Raw genomic sequence first — 12914 nt, 5'->3', positions numbered from 1 at the left:
AACGACCATGAACCGCTTCATCGCCTTCCTTCTCGCCATCATCGCGGTTGCCGCGCCGGCCCATGCCGAGCGCGTCAAGGATCTCGGCGCTTTCGCCGGGGTCCGCGCCAACCAGCTGGTCGGCTATGGCATCGTCGTCGGCCTTGCCGGCACGGGCGACGACAATCTGGAATTCACGATCCAGGCGATGAAGGGCGCGGCCGAACGCTTCGGCCTGATCCTGCCGCCGGGCGTGAACCCGACGCTGAAGAATGCCGCGGCGGTGATCGTCACGGCCGAGCTGCCTGCCTTCGCCAAGCCCGGCCAGCGTGTCGACGTGACGGTCGCGGCGATCGGCAAGGCCAAGTCGCTGCGCGGCGGCAGCCTGCTGATGACTCCGCTGCAGGGCGCCGACGGACAAATCTATGCGATGGCGCAGGGCAGCCTCGCCGTCGGCGGCCTCGGCATCGACGGCGCCGACGGATCGAAGCTGACGGTCAACGTGCCGTCGTCGGGCCGCATTCCCGACGGCGCCTCGGTCGAGCGCGAGGTGCTGACCGGTTTCGCCGACAGCCCGACGCTAACCTTCAACCTCGCCAAGGCCGACTTCACGACGTCCGAGCGCATCGCCGCCGCGATCAACCAGCGGCTGGGCGCGGGAACGGCGCGCGCGGTCGACGCCGTATCGGTCACCATCAACGCCGCGCCGGGCGCGAACCTGCGCACCGGGCTGATGAGCGATATCGAGAATCTGACGGTGGTTCCCGCCGAACCGCCGGCACGCGTGATCGTCAATGCGCGCACGGGCACCGTCGTCATCAATTCGGCGGTGCGTGTCGGCCCGGCGGCCGTCAGCCATGGTCGCCTGACGGTGAAGATCGACGAGAAGCCGCGCGTCATCCAGCCCTTGCCCTTCAGCAAGGGCGAGACGGCGGTCGAGCCTTCGTCGCAGATCACCGTCGAGGAGGAACGCCGCCCGATGTTCCTGCTCGATCCCGGCCCCAAGCTGGCCGATATCGTGAAGGCGGTGAACGCCGTCGGCGCGACCCCGGCCGATCTGGTCGCGATCCTCGAGGCGCTGAAGGAAGCGGGCGCGCTCAAAGCCGATCTGGTGGTGCTGTGACGACGCCCGTCTCCACCCCCGGCGCGGCCCAGATCGCGCCCAGCGTCGCCAGCGACACGAGCCGGCTGTCGACATCGGGCAACCTGAAGGCGGCAGGCGAGAAGTTCGAATCGACCTTCATCAACATGATGCTGAAGTCGATGCGGCAGGCGAAACTGGCGGACGGGATGTTCGACAGCGACGCCGGCGATCAGTTCCGCGACATGCAGGACGCTAAGCTTTCCGAAACGATGGCCGTTCATACGCCCATAGGGATCGGCAAGGCGATGACCGAGTTTCTGGCGCGCAACCAGCCTGCGCTCCAGACCCCGGCGGCGACCGAGCCACAGGGAAGTGATCAATGAGCGACCTGCTTTCGATCGGCGCCAGCGGCGTGCGCGCGTACCAGACCGCGCTCAACGTGATCGGCGAGAACATCTCGAACGCGAGCACGACGGGCTATGTCCGTCGCGATGCTACGTTGCAGGAAGTGACTGCGGGCGCAGGCAAATATCCGCTCCAGATCAATTCGACCCAGATCAATGGCGGCGTCATCGCGACGGGCGTCAATCGCAGCTTCGACGTGTATCGCGCCGCCGAGGTGCGGACCGCGACCTCAGACCTGCAGCGCAGCAAGGCGGGCATCCCCTGGCTCCAGCAGGTCGAGAATGTCTTCGACAATGGTGGGCTTTCGAGCTCGGTCGCAGCCTTCTTCACTGCAGCGCAGGGGGTCGCCGCCGACCCGACGAGCAGCGCCCCGCGCGAGACGATGATCCAGGCGGCGGGCGCGCTGACCTCCACCTTTCAGGCCACGGCCAACGGCCTCTCCGCCGTGGCGAGCGACCTCAAGAGCACCGCGCAGACCAGCGTCGCGCAGCTCAACAGCCTGGCGCAGAGCCTGGCCACCGCCAATTCGGGCCTGTCGCGCGCGACGCCGGGCAGCAATGGCGAGGCGCAGCTGCTCGACCAGCGCGACAAGATTCTCGACCAGATGAGCCAGCTCGCCTCGGTCAACGTCGCCTATGACGACAAGGGGCGCGCGACGGTGCGCCTCGATCAGCCCAACGGCCCGGCGCTGGTCGACGGGATCAAGGCCAATGCGGTGACGCTTTCGGCAAGCGATCAGGGCGTGATGAGCTTCGCGCTTAACGACGGCGCGAGCATCCAGCCGGTGACGATGCGCAGCGGATCGCTGGCCGGCATCGCCGACGCCGCGCTGCGCGTCGGCGATGCGCGCAATCGTATCGATCAGGTCGCGAATGATTTCGTGACGCAGGTCAACACGGTCCAGGCTTCGGGCGTCGATCTCAACGGGAATAACGGCCAGCCACTGTTCGCGACCAGCGGCGGCGCAGCCGGCATGAGCCTGACCACCACCGATCCCGACGCGATCGCGGCCGCCGGGCGCTGGCAGGTGACGACGCCCGCCGCCAATACCGGCAATGCCTCGGTCAAGATCGAGGGCGGGCCCGATACCGGCAATTATCGCATCGGTTTCTCGGGCGGGCAGATCAATCTCGTCGATCCGGCCAGCGGTGCGGTGATCGCGTCGTCCACCTATACGCCCGGATCGCCGGTGGCGCTGGGCGGGCTGACCGTGACCGTGACCGGAACCCCCGCCGATGGCGACAATTTCGGCGTCGGGCGGACGCAGGCGGGAAGCCGCGACAACGCCAATCTCCAGTCGCTCGCCGGCCTGCGGACCAGCGGCGGCTATGAACAGTCGATCGCCGATCTGACGACGCAGAATGCCAGTGCGCTTTCGGCGCGGCAGAGCATCTCGGAAGCGCAGAGTGCGATCGTCGACAGCGCGACTGCGGCGCGCGATTCGGTATCGGGCGTCAATCTCGACAGCGAGGCCGTCGACCTGATGCGCTACCAGCAGGCCTATTCGGCATCGAGCCGCGTGATCCAGGTGGCGCGCGACATCTTCCAGTCCATCCTCGAGATACGCTGAGGGCGCGCGCCATGAAGATCGGCACAAATTACAGCTATGACCGCGGCGTTCAGCAGCTGACCGGCCTCGCCTCGCAGGCGACGAGCCTTCAGAACCAGATTTCGGCCAACAAGCGGATCACCAGTTCCTCGGTCGATCCGGTCGCGGCGGCGCGCATCGCGACGATCAACCGGCGCCAGGCCGACAATGTCCAGAATGCCTCGAACATAACGCTGGCGCAGACGCTCGTCGCCCAGTCCGACACCGCGCTGGAAAGCATCCAGAACCAGCTTCAGCGCGCCAAGGAGCTGGCGCTGAACGCGGCCAACGGCACGCTCAACGACGACGACCGCAAAGGCATCGCGCAGGAGCTGAAAAGCATCACCGACGACCTGTTCGCGCTGGTCAACCAGCGCGACGCGCGCGACACGCCGCTGTTCGGCGGATCGACCAGCGGCGACGCCTTCGTCCGCGACGCAAGCGGCGCGATCAGCTATGCCGGCAGCGGCAGCGCGCCGGCGATCCCGATCGGCGCAAGCGGCAGCATCAATGCCACCGACAGCGGCGAGAAGCTGTTCATGAACATCAGCGTCGGCGGCGTTTCCACCGACATGTTCGCGATCCTCGGCAATCTGACGAGCGCGCTGGAAACCGGTGCGAACGGTGACCCCGATGCGCTGAAGGCGGCGATGAACGCGGGGCTGGACGGCATCGACGCTGCCAGCGCGCAGGTGACGGCAGCGCGATCCTCCTTCGGCGCGCGCGGCGCGCGGCTCGACCTCGAGGCCGAGCGGATCGAGACCGCCAAGACCGACGGCGAGGAACAGAAGACCGCGCTCGACGGCTTCGATCTGCAGGCGAGTATCGCCAACCTCCAGCAGACGATGCTGGTGCTGCAGGCCTCGCAGGCCAGCTTCTCGCAGCTGAGCAAGCTGTCGCTGTTCGATTATCTGAACTGAGCCGCCGCGGGCGGGCGCATCGGGCGCATTCCGGCAACGCCTTCCCGGCCGAACGGATTCTTAGCAAAAGCCCGCTAGGATGTTCCGATCTGGGGACCGCCGGCCACGCAAGTGGCAGAAATTACCCGATATTAACCATAGAAAATGGCTCAAGTCCCACGCGGACCTGCCGTTTTACACTAAGGAGCCAATCGGCTCCGTCGTGACCGCAGCGGGGAGTAGTTCAGACCGATGTTTCCGGTAATCGGCCTTGTCGTCCTGCTTGGCATGGTATTCGGCGGTTTCGTGTTCACCGGCGGCGCGCTCGGCCCGGTGATGGAGGCCATTCCGCACGAAATGCTGATCATTGGCGGCGCGGCCGTGGGCGCGCTCATCATCGGCAATTCGATGAAGGAGCTGAAAGCGCTCGGTTCGGGCATCGGCAAGGTCTTCAAGGGCCCCAGCTACAAGAAGCAGGACTTCCTCGACGCGATCTTCCTCGTCTCGCGGCTGATGAAGCTGCTGCGCACCGACGGTCCCGTCGCGCTGGAGCCGCATGTCGAGGATCCGTCGAATAGCCCGATCTTCCAGGAATATCCGCGCCTGATGAAGGACAAGTCGCTGATCCACCTGATCAGCGATACGTTGCGCCTCGTCGTCGTCTCGTCGGGCACGCTCGACGTCCATGCGGTCGAGGAAGTCGTCGACAACAGCATCAAGACGCACCACCACGCGGTGATGAGCCCGGTGACGACGCTCCAGTCGCTGTCGGACGGCCTGCCCGCGCTCGGCATCGTCGCGGCGGTGCTCGGCGTCGTGAAGACGATGGGCTCGATCGACAAGCCGCCCTCGATCCTGGGCGCGATGATCGGCTCGGCGCTGGTCGGCACCTTCCTCGGCGTGCTTCTGGCCTATGGCATCGTCGGCCCGCTCGCCACGCGCCTGAAACAGGTGCTGGATGCCGACACGGCGATCTATCACACGGTCAAGCAGATCATCATCGCGTCGCTCCACGGCCACCCGCAACCGCTGGTGATCGAGGCCGCGCGCTCGGGCATCGAGCATAACAACCAGCCGAGCTTCGCCGAAGTGTTCGACGGGCTGCGGGGGCGCTGAGCCATGGCGTCCAAGGCCAAGCCGGGGTCGAACGAACCGCCCAAGATCATCATCGTCAAGAAGGTCGTCGGCGACGATCATGGCGGCCATCATGGCGGCGCCTGGAAAGTCGCTTATGCCGATTTCGTGACGGCGATGATGGCCTTCTTCCTGCTGATGTGGCTGCTGGGTGCGACGACCGAGAAGCAGCGCAAGGCGCTGGCCGACTATTTCTCGCCCACGCTCGTCGAGTTCAAGCAGAACAGTGCGGGATCGAACGGGCTGCTCGGCGGCTCCTCGCTCGTCGATGCCGACAATTATCCGCACAAGGCGGCGCAGACCGGATCGCGCCAGCTGACCGTGCCGCTGAGCGCGGTCGGCGGCATCGACGTCGGCACCGGATCGTCGGGATCGCTGAAGACGCAGGAAGAGGATCGCGCGGCCTTCAACAAGCTGGCCAAGGCCCTGCGCGCGACCATGACCAGCCGCCCCGAATTCCGCCAGATCGCGAAGAACGTGACGTTCACGCAAACGCGCGAGGGGCTGCGCATCGACCTGATCGACGACGCCGATTTCTCGATGTTCGCGCTCAGCACCACCGCGCTCGAACCGCGCGCGGCGGCGCTGATCGACCAGATCTCCGAGATGGTGAAGCCGATGTCCAACCATCTGACGATCCGCGGCCACACCGACAGCGTGCCCTATGGCAATCCGGCGGCGATGAACAACTGGATGCTGTCGAGCGGGCGTGCGGAAGCGACGCGGCGGCGGCTGCACAATGGCGGGGTGCCCGACATACGTTTCGAGCGGATCGAAGGCGTCGCCGACCGTGAGCCCTATGTCCCCAAGGACACCAACGATCCGCGCAACCGCCGCGTCTCGATCACCTTGCTTTACCGGCGGCTCGGGTAAGCAGGGGCTATCCTCGTCATTGCGAGCGCAGCGAAGCAATCCAGTCCGGCGTCAGACATCGCCTGGATTGCTTCGCTGCGCTCGCAATGACGGGATGGATCCGCGCTGCTACGCTGCCAGCCCGAAAGCCTCGGCCACCAGTTCATAGCTGCGGCGGCGCGGCGCGTGGGCGGGCAGGATGTTGACGAGCATCATCTCGTCGGCGCCGTAAAGCGCAGCAACCTCCTCCACGCCCGCCTTCACCTTGTCCGGCGTGCCGATGATCGTGCGGCGGCGCGCCGGCGGCAACGGATTGTCCGCCAGCCAGGCAAGCGCTTCCTCCACGCTCGGCACCGGGATCAACCGGCCGCGCACCAGATGCGCGAACATCATCCGTGCCGGCGCGGCGAGCCGTTCGGCTTCCTTGTCGCTGTCGGCGGCGATCGCCCAGCTTGCGACCGTCAGGCGCGGCTCGGCGAGGCGCGGCGAAGGCGCGAAGCTGTGGCGGTAGAGGCGCGCGAGCGGCTCGGCATCGGCATTGATGAAATCGGCGATGCAATAAGGCAGCCCCATCTCGCCTGCCCAGCGCGCGCTGTCGGGCGAGGAGCCGAGCATCCACACTTCGGGGCGGCCGCCGGTGGGCATGGTCTGCTGGAGGATGTGGAACAGATGATCCTCAGGCATCGTGCCTTCGAGATAGGCGAGCAGTTCGGCGACATGATCGGGGAAGTCGGTCGCAGGAATATGGCGGCCGCGATCGCGCTGGAGCGCGAAGGCGGTACGCTGGTCGCTGCCCGGCGCGCGGCCAAGGCCGAGATCGATGCGCCCGGGCGCCAGCGCCGCCAGCATCGCGAAGGTCTCGGCGATCTTGAAGGGCGAATAATGCGGCAGCATGATCCCGCCCGAACCGACACGGATGCGATCGCTGGCGAGTGCGATCGGGCCGATCAGCGCCTCGGGCGCGACGCCGGCGAGCGCGGGCGAGGCATGATGCTCGGCGAGCCAGTAGCGCGTATAGCCGAGCCGGTCGGCAAGGCGGGCGAGATCGATGCTGTTGTGCAGCGCGTCGGTCGACGTGCCGCCGGCGGGAATCGGCGACTGATCGAGCACCGATAGGGCGAAGGGCTTGCTCATCGCCGCCTAGATAGGAAGGCGGCGAGCGGGCGGAAGGCCGAAAAAATCTTTCGTCCCTGCAATTTCGCCATCGATCTTGCCGATTTGTAAACCATGTCCGCTTAACATTTATGCGACATGGACCTGAGCTTTCACCTCTCCAGAGCACTCACCACTGGCCGCGAAGGCGGCTGGAAGCCCGATTCGCGCGAGGAAGTGCTGCTGCGTCTGCTCCGCAAGCGAGCGGCGGCGCATCGCGCCGGTCTGGTGGCGCAGGAACAGGCGCTGCGCGAGCAGATATTGTGGTCGCTGCCGGTGATCGACCCTGAGAATCACGACGACTGATACGCCCTTCGGCACGCCATTTGTCGTCGCGCCCGTCCGTCCCTAGATAAGGGCGATGCCGCCGCAGCGCCCCGCCAGCCCCGATTCAGAGACGAGCGCGGGCTGGGCCGTGTTCGGCCGCTTCCTGCCCTATCTCTGGCCCGCCGATGCGCCTGCGCTCAGGATGCGCGTGGTCGCCGCGCTCATCCTTGTGCTGATCGCCAAGGCGACGACGCTGCTGATGCCTTTCGCCTACAAGGCGGCGATCGATCGCATGACGCCGGGGCTGGAGCCGGGGGTCGCGCTCGCCGTGGCGCTCGTCGTCTCCTACGCCGCCGCGCGCTTCGGCGGCGTGCTGTTCGACAATCTGCGGAATGCGATCTTCGAGCGGGTAGGCCAGGAGGCGACCGCGCGGCTCGCTACCCACGTCTTCCGTCACCTCCACACCTTGTCGCTGCGCTTTCACCTCGAGCGGCGGACGGGCGCGGTCACCAAGGTGATCGAACGCGGGACCAAGAGCATCGACACGATGCTCTACTTCCTGCTCTTCAACATCGCGCCGACGGTGATCGAACTGGCGGCGGTGACGATCATCTTCCAGACCAAGTTCGGTTTCGGGCTGGTGGCGGCGACGCTGGCGATGGTCGTCGCCTATATCGCCTTCACGCGCTTCGTCACCGACTGGCGGGCGAAGCTGCGCGAGACGATGAACGAGCTCGACACCGGCGCGGTGGCGAAGGCGGTCGATTCGCTGCTCAACTACGAAACCGTCAAATATTTCAACGCCGAGGATCGCGAGGCGCAGCGCTATGGCCGCGCGGTCAGCCGCTATGCCGATGCGGCGGTGAAGAACGAGACCTCGCTCGCCTGGCTCAACATCGGTCAGTCGCTGATCACCAACCTGATGATGGCAGGCGCGATGGGCTATACCGTCTGGGGATGGTCGAAGGGCTGGTTCACCACGGGCGATGTCGTTCTGGTCAACACGCTGCTCGCCCAGCTCTTCCGCCCGCTCGACATGCTCGGCATGGTCTATCGCACGATCCGGCAGGGGCTGATCGACATGACCGCGATGTTCGACCTGATCGACACCGGCGCCGAGGTGCTCGACACGCCCGACGCCCGGCCGCTCCGCATCGAGCGAGGCGTGGTCAGCTTCGAGGATGTGCGCTTCGGCTACGATCCCGAACGCGAGATATTGAAGGGCGTCAGCTTCACCATTCCGGCGGGCGGGACGCTGGCCGTGGTCGGCCCCTCGGGCGCGGGCAAATCGACGATCGCGCGGTTGCTCTATCGCTTCTACGACGTGACGGGCGGCCGCATCCTGATCGACGGGCAGGATCTGCGGCAGGTGACGCAGGCGTCGCTGCGCGCGGCGATCGGCATCGTCCCGCAGGACACCGTGCTGTTCAACGACACGATCGGCTACAATATCGCCTATGGCCGCGCCGGGGCGAGCGAGACGGAGATCGAGGCGGCGGCGCGCGGGGCGGCGATCGGCGACTTCGTCGAGAGCCTGCCCGACGGCTATGCGACGCGCGTTGGCGAACGCGGGCTGAAACTGTCGGGCGGCGAGAAGCAACGCGTGGCGATCGCGCGCACCTTGCTGAAAGATCCGCCGATCCTGATCCTCGACGAGGCGACCAGCGCGCTCGATAGCCGCACCGAGGCCGAGATTCAGGCGACGATCGAGGCCGTGGAGCGCGGGCGCACGACGATCGTCATCGCCCACCGCCTCTCGACCATCGCCGATGCCGACATGATCATCGTGCTCGACGGCGGCCGCGTGGCCGAGCAGGGGACGCATCAGGCGCTGCTCGCAAGGCACGGGCTTTACGCCGAGATGTGGGCGCGCCAGCAGGCCGAAGCAGACATGGCTGCCTGAGGCGCGACGCTCTCGACTTGGCGTGGCGGGAGTGGCTAAGGCCGGGCCATGCCTCCCGCCCTTTCCGACATATTGCGCGCCACCTTCGGCTTTTCCGGCTTCCGGGGCGTCCAGGCGCACGTGATCGACCGCGTCATGGCGCGGCAGGGCACGCTGGCGGTGATGCCGACCGGCGCCGGCAAGTCGCTTTGCTATCAGCTGCCCGCCGTGGCGCTCGACGGCACGTGCATCGTCGTATCGCCGCTGATCGCGCTGATGCACGACCAGCTGCGCGCGGCGACCGCCGTCGGCATCCGCGCCGCGACATTGACTTCGGTGGACGAGAATCGCGCCGAGACGATCGCGCGGCTGCGCGCGGGCGAGCTCGACCTGCTTTATGTGGCGCCCGAGCGAGCATCGGGCGAGGGATTCCGCAACCTGCTGCGCGAGAGCCGGATCGCGCTGTTCGCGATCGACGAGGCGCATTGCGTGTCCGAATGGGGGCATGATTTCCGCCCCGACTATCGGCTGCTCCGTCCGCTGCTCGACAGCTTTCCCGATGTGCCGCGGCTGGCGCTGACCGCGACCGCCGACGAACACACGCGCGAGGACATACTCGTCCAGCTCGGCATCCCGCACGAAGGCCTGATCGTCGCGGGGTTCGACCGGCCCAATATCCGCTATGCGATCAGCCCCAAGCAGAATGTGACGCAGCAGATCGCCGACCTGATCGGCGAGACCGAGGGGCCTGGTATCGTCTATGCCCAGACGCGTGGCGCGACCGAGAAGCTGGCCGAGGCGCTGGCGAAGACCGGGCGGCCGGTGCGCGCCTATCATGCCGGCATGAGCCCCGAGATGCGCGCGCGCAACCAGGCCGATTTCGTCGCCTCCGAGGATATGGTGATGGTCGCGACCGTCGCCTTCGGCATGGGAATCGACAAGCCCGACGTGCGCTTCGTCGCCCATGCCGGCCTGCCCAAGTCGATCGAGGCCTATTATCAGGAGACCGGGCGCGCCGGGCGCGACGGCGATCCAGCCGTCGCGCACCTCTTCTGGGGCGCCGACGATTTCGCGCGCGCGCGCCAGCGGATCGGCGAGGTCGATGCACAGCGTCAGGCCGGCGAGCGGGCGCGGCTCAACGCGCTGGGCGCGCTGGTCGAAACCGCAGGGTGCCGGCGGCGCATCCTGCTCGCCCATTTCGGCGAGGCGCCGCCCGAAAGCTGCGGCAATTGCGACAATTGCCTCAACCCGCCGGCGGCGATCGACGCCACCGAGACCGCACGCAAATATCTTTCGGCCGTGTTCCGTACCGGGCAGATGTTCGGCCAAGGCTATATCGAGGGCATCCTCACCGGCCAGTCGAGCGAGCGCAGCCTGATGAACGGGCATGAAGGGCTTTCGGTCTTCGGAATCGTCGATGGCGAGGAAGCGGCGCTGCTCAAGCCCGTGGCGCGGGCGCTGCTGCTGCGCGACGCGCTGCGCGCCAACGAGCATGGCGGGCTGGAGTTCGGCCCCGGTGCGCGCGCACTGCTCAAGGGCGAGGCACAATTGTCGCTGGTCGTGCCGCCCAGACGCGAACGCAGGCGCCGCCGCGGCGGCGCAAGCGAGGCCAATCCGATCGGCGATCCGCTGTTCGAGGCGCTGCGCGCGCGGCGGCGCGAGCTTGCGGTCGAGGCAGGCGTGCCGCCCTATGTGATCTTCCACGACGCGACGTTGCGCGAAATGGCCGCCGAGCGCCCGGCGAGCCTGGCAGCGCTGGGCCGCCTTTCGGGCGTCGGCGAACGCAAGCTGGCGGCCTATGGCGAGATGTTCCTGGACGTAATCCGCGCCGCCGGCTGATCCGGGACACGCGCGATTGCGAAGGGCGAAGACATAATTTAAGGGCAAGATGCATTTTGAAACTTATTCCCGCCTGTGAAGCGCGGAGAGGAGACAGCGCTGTCATGTTTCGCCGTGTCGACGAGCATATTTCGGTGACGCCGCAGATCACCGCCGACATGATCGACGCGATCAAAGCGGCGGGCTTCGTCGCGATCATCAACAATCGCCCCGACGAGGAGGAAGCGGGCCAGCCCGACGGCGCCGCGATCCGCGCTGCCGCCGAAGCGGCAGGCCTCGCCTATGCCGCAATCCCCGTCACCCATGCCGGGTTTAGTCATGCGCAGATCGACGCGATGAACGAAGCGCTCGATGCGGCGGACGGCCCGGTCCTCGCCTATTGCCGCTCGGGGACGCGATCGACCTATTTGTGGGCGCTCGCCCGGGCCAAGGCCGGGCTCGATCCGGCAACGATCGTCGAGAGCGCCGCCGAGGCCGGCTATGACATCGCCGCGATCCGGCCGATGATCGAGGCGCTGTCCGCCAGATGAGCCCGGTGATGGCGATCGGCACGCTGGCGGCCGTCGCCGGTGCGGCGGGCATAGCCAGGCTGCTGGGGCTTGGCGGCGGGCGGATCGAAGACGAAGCCGAGGCCGCGAGCATCGCCGCACGGACGATCGCCGGCTTCGTGCCGGTGCACGCGCGGCTCGACCGCGACGGGCAGGCGGCGCTGGTCAGGGGCAAGGCCGGCGATCTGGTGGTGCTGAAGATGCACGGCGCGATGGCGTCCGCGCGCCAGCTGACTCCGCCGCTGGCCGCGACGGTCACCGATTCGACGGTGCGCGTGCCGACCGGCGATGCCCGCTTCGGCGACGTGACATTCAAATTCGAAGACGCCGAACAGGCGCGCGATCTGACGAGGATGCTTGAAAGGAATTTCGATGGGTGAGCTGCCGAGCCCGACCTTATACGCGATCCCGGTCTTCATGCTGCTGCTGCTGGGGGAGATGTGGATCGCCCGCGTGCGCGATCGCCGGCGCTTCTGCCCCAAGGATACGCTGACCTCGCTGATGCTGGGCTTCGGCAGCCAGGTCGCGGGGGCGCTGACCGTCGGCATCGTCTTCTGGATGGCGGTCGAAGTCAGCAAGCTCGCGCCCTGGCACATTCCCTATGCCTGGTGGGCCTGGCCGTTGTGCTTCCTGCTCGACGACCTCGCTTATTATGCCTTTCACCGATCGGCGCACCGCGTGCGCTGGTTCTGGGCGAGCCATGTCGTCCATCATTCGAGCCAGCACTATAATCTGGCGACCGCGCTGAGGCAGACCTGGACGGGCTTCATCAGCCTGACCTTCATCTTCCGCCTGCCGCTGTTCCTGGTCGGTTTTCCGCCCGCGATGGTCTTCTTCTGCGGTGGGCTCAACCTGATCTACCAGTTCTGGATCCACACCGAGACGATCGGGCGGATGCCGCGCTGGTTCGAGGCGGTGATGAACACGCCTTCGCAGCACCGCGTCCACCACGCGACCAACCCGCGCTACCTCGACCATAATTATGCCGGCGTGTTCGTGATCTGGGACCGTATGTTCGGCACCTTCATCGCCGAACGCGACGACGATCCCCCGCGCTACGGCATCGTCAAGGATCTCGGCAGCTTCAACCTCGTCTGGGCGGCGATGCACGAATGGGTCGGCATCGCGCGCGACGTGAAGGCCGCGCCCGATTGGCGCGCACGGATCAACTATATGATCAAGCCGCCGGGCTGGAGCCACGACAACAGCCGCGACACATCCGAGACGATCCGCGAGAAATGGCGCGCGACGCAGATCACCGCCGAACCCGCCGAATAGAGACAGA

At 66.8% G+C, this 12914-nt stretch carries 13 protein-coding genes; 12 read left to right on the top strand and 1 reads right to left on the bottom strand.

What is annotated here, in order from left to right; translation table 11 throughout:
* The first annotated feature begins 7 nt into the window (after nt 1-7).
* The 6 genes from AC3WT0_RS06880 to AC3WT0_RS06855 all read left to right on the top strand — a co-directional run bounded on the left by AC3WT0_RS06880 (nt 8) and on the right by AC3WT0_RS06855 (nt 5962).
* Nucleotides 8-1102, top strand: a complete 1095-nt coding sequence (locus AC3WT0_RS06880) for a flagellar basal body P-ring protein FlgI (protein ID WP_492752478.1) — start codon at nt 8-10, stop codon at nt 1100-1102.
* Complete coding sequence (locus AC3WT0_RS06875; RefSeq protein ID WP_492752477.1) at nt 1099-1446, top strand: rod-binding protein; 348 nt, start codon at nt 1099-1101, stop codon at nt 1444-1446. The genes AC3WT0_RS06880 and AC3WT0_RS06875 overlap by 4 nt, the downstream gene beginning before the upstream one ends.
* Complete coding sequence (flgK, locus tag AC3WT0_RS06870) at nt 1443-3038, top strand: flagellar hook-associated protein FlgK (RefSeq protein ID WP_492752475.1); 1596 nt, start codon at nt 1443-1445, stop codon at nt 3036-3038. Before AC3WT0_RS06875 ends, flgK begins: the two co-directional genes overlap by 4 nt.
* 11 nt (nt 3039-3049) lie before the next feature.
* Nucleotides 3050-3976, top strand: coding sequence for a flagellar hook-associated protein FlgL (gene flgL, locus AC3WT0_RS06865; protein WP_492752474.1), 927 nt, complete (start codon nt 3050-3052; stop codon nt 3974-3976).
* A 231-nt stretch (nt 3977-4207) separates the two neighbouring features.
* On the top strand, nt 4208-5071 hold the full coding sequence (gene motA, locus AC3WT0_RS06860; RefSeq protein WP_492752470.1) for a flagellar motor stator protein MotA: 864 nt from the start codon (nt 4208-4210) through the stop codon (nt 5069-5071).
* Nucleotides 5072-5074: 3 nt separating this feature from the next.
* Nucleotides 5075-5962: a flagellar motor protein MotB gene (locus AC3WT0_RS06855; RefSeq protein WP_492752467.1), complete on the top strand. Its 888-nt coding sequence runs from the start codon at nt 5075-5077 to the stop codon at nt 5960-5962.
* Between the two features lie 108 nt (nt 5963-6070).
* Here AC3WT0_RS06855 and AC3WT0_RS06850 read toward each other — a convergent pair whose 3' ends face one another.
* On the bottom strand, nt 6071-7075 hold the full coding sequence (locus tag AC3WT0_RS06850; RefSeq protein WP_492752464.1) for an LLM class flavin-dependent oxidoreductase: 1005 nt from the start codon (nt 7073-7075) through the stop codon (nt 6071-6073).
* Nucleotides 7076-7192: 117 nt separating this feature from the next.
* Here AC3WT0_RS06850 and AC3WT0_RS06845 point away from each other — a divergent pair, with 117 nt between their 5' ends.
* The 6 genes from AC3WT0_RS06845 (at nt 7193) to AC3WT0_RS06820 (ending at nt 12907) form a co-directional block, all read left to right on the top strand.
* Entirely contained in the window at nt 7193-7399 is a 207-nt protein-coding gene (locus AC3WT0_RS06845) for a hypothetical protein (RefSeq protein ID WP_492752461.1), read from the top strand.
* A gap of 55 nt (nt 7400-7454) precedes the next feature.
* Entirely contained in the window at nt 7455-9263 is a 1809-nt protein-coding gene (locus AC3WT0_RS06840; RefSeq protein WP_492752459.1) for an ABCB family ABC transporter ATP-binding protein/permease, read from the top strand.
* Between the two features lie 48 nt (nt 9264-9311).
* A complete protein-coding gene (recQ, locus tag AC3WT0_RS06835) occupies nt 9312-11081 on the top strand; it encodes a DNA helicase RecQ (protein ID WP_492752458.1) in 1770 nt (589 codons plus the stop codon).
* Between the two features lie 104 nt (nt 11082-11185).
* Nucleotides 11186-11611: a protein tyrosine phosphatase family protein gene (locus AC3WT0_RS06830; RefSeq protein WP_492752456.1), complete on the top strand. Its 426-nt coding sequence runs from the start codon at nt 11186-11188 to the stop codon at nt 11609-11611.
* Complete coding sequence (locus AC3WT0_RS06825) at nt 11608-12009, top strand: hypothetical protein (protein WP_492752455.1); 402 nt, start codon at nt 11608-11610, stop codon at nt 12007-12009. Before AC3WT0_RS06830 ends, AC3WT0_RS06825 begins: the two co-directional genes overlap by 4 nt.
* Nucleotides 12002-12907 (top strand): sterol desaturase family protein, encoded by a 906-nt coding sequence (locus tag AC3WT0_RS06820; protein ID WP_492752453.1) that lies wholly within the window; start codon nt 12002-12004, stop codon nt 12905-12907. The genes AC3WT0_RS06825 and AC3WT0_RS06820 overlap by 8 nt, the downstream gene beginning before the upstream one ends.
* The last annotated feature ends 7 nt before the right edge of the window (nt 12908-12914 follow it).

It is taken from the genome of Sphingomonas sp. EU05-FHT14C10, assembly GCF_058790595.1.
The sequence above is the reverse complement of the archived record's forward strand: the minus strand, read 5'-3'. Positions and strand labels throughout refer to the sequence as shown.

Excerpts from the sequence above, each read along its gene's own strand:
- AC3WT0_RS06855 (WP_492752467.1), top strand. The coding sequence starts at position 5,075 with ATGGCGTCCAAGGCCAAGCCGGGGTCGAACGAACCGCCCAAGATCATC.
- AC3WT0_RS06880 (WP_492752478.1), top strand. The coding sequence starts at position 8 with ATGAACCGCTTCATCGCCTTCCTTCTCGCCATCATCGCGGTTGCCGCG.
- flgK (WP_492752475.1), top strand. The coding sequence starts at position 1,443 with ATGAGCGACCTGCTTTCGATCGGCGCCAGCGGCGTGCGCGCGTACCAG.
- AC3WT0_RS06820 (WP_492752453.1), top strand. The coding sequence starts at position 12,002 with ATGGGTGAGCTGCCGAGCCCGACCTTATACGCGATCCCGGTCTTCATG.
- motA (WP_492752470.1), top strand. The coding sequence starts at position 4,208 with ATGTTTCCGGTAATCGGCCTTGTCGTCCTGCTTGGCATGGTATTCGGC.
- flgL (WP_492752474.1), top strand. The coding sequence starts at position 3,050 with ATGAAGATCGGCACAAATTACAGCTATGACCGCGGCGTTCAGCAGCTG.
- AC3WT0_RS06830 (WP_492752456.1), top strand. The coding sequence starts at position 11,186 with ATGTTTCGCCGTGTCGACGAGCATATTTCGGTGACGCCGCAGATCACC.
- AC3WT0_RS06840 (WP_492752459.1), top strand. The coding sequence starts at position 7,455 with ATGCCGCCGCAGCGCCCCGCCAGCCCCGATTCAGAGACGAGCGCGGGC.
- AC3WT0_RS06825 (WP_492752455.1), top strand. The coding sequence starts at position 11,608 with ATGAGCCCGGTGATGGCGATCGGCACGCTGGCGGCCGTCGCCGGTGCG.
- recQ (WP_492752458.1), top strand. The coding sequence starts at position 9,312 with ATGCCTCCCGCCCTTTCCGACATATTGCGCGCCACCTTCGGCTTTTCC.
- AC3WT0_RS06845 (WP_492752461.1), top strand. The coding sequence starts at position 7,193 with ATGGACCTGAGCTTTCACCTCTCCAGAGCACTCACCACTGGCCGCGAA.
- AC3WT0_RS06850 (WP_492752464.1), bottom strand. The coding sequence starts at position 7,075 with ATGAGCAAGCCCTTCGCCCTATCGGTGCTCGATCAGTCGCCGATTCCC.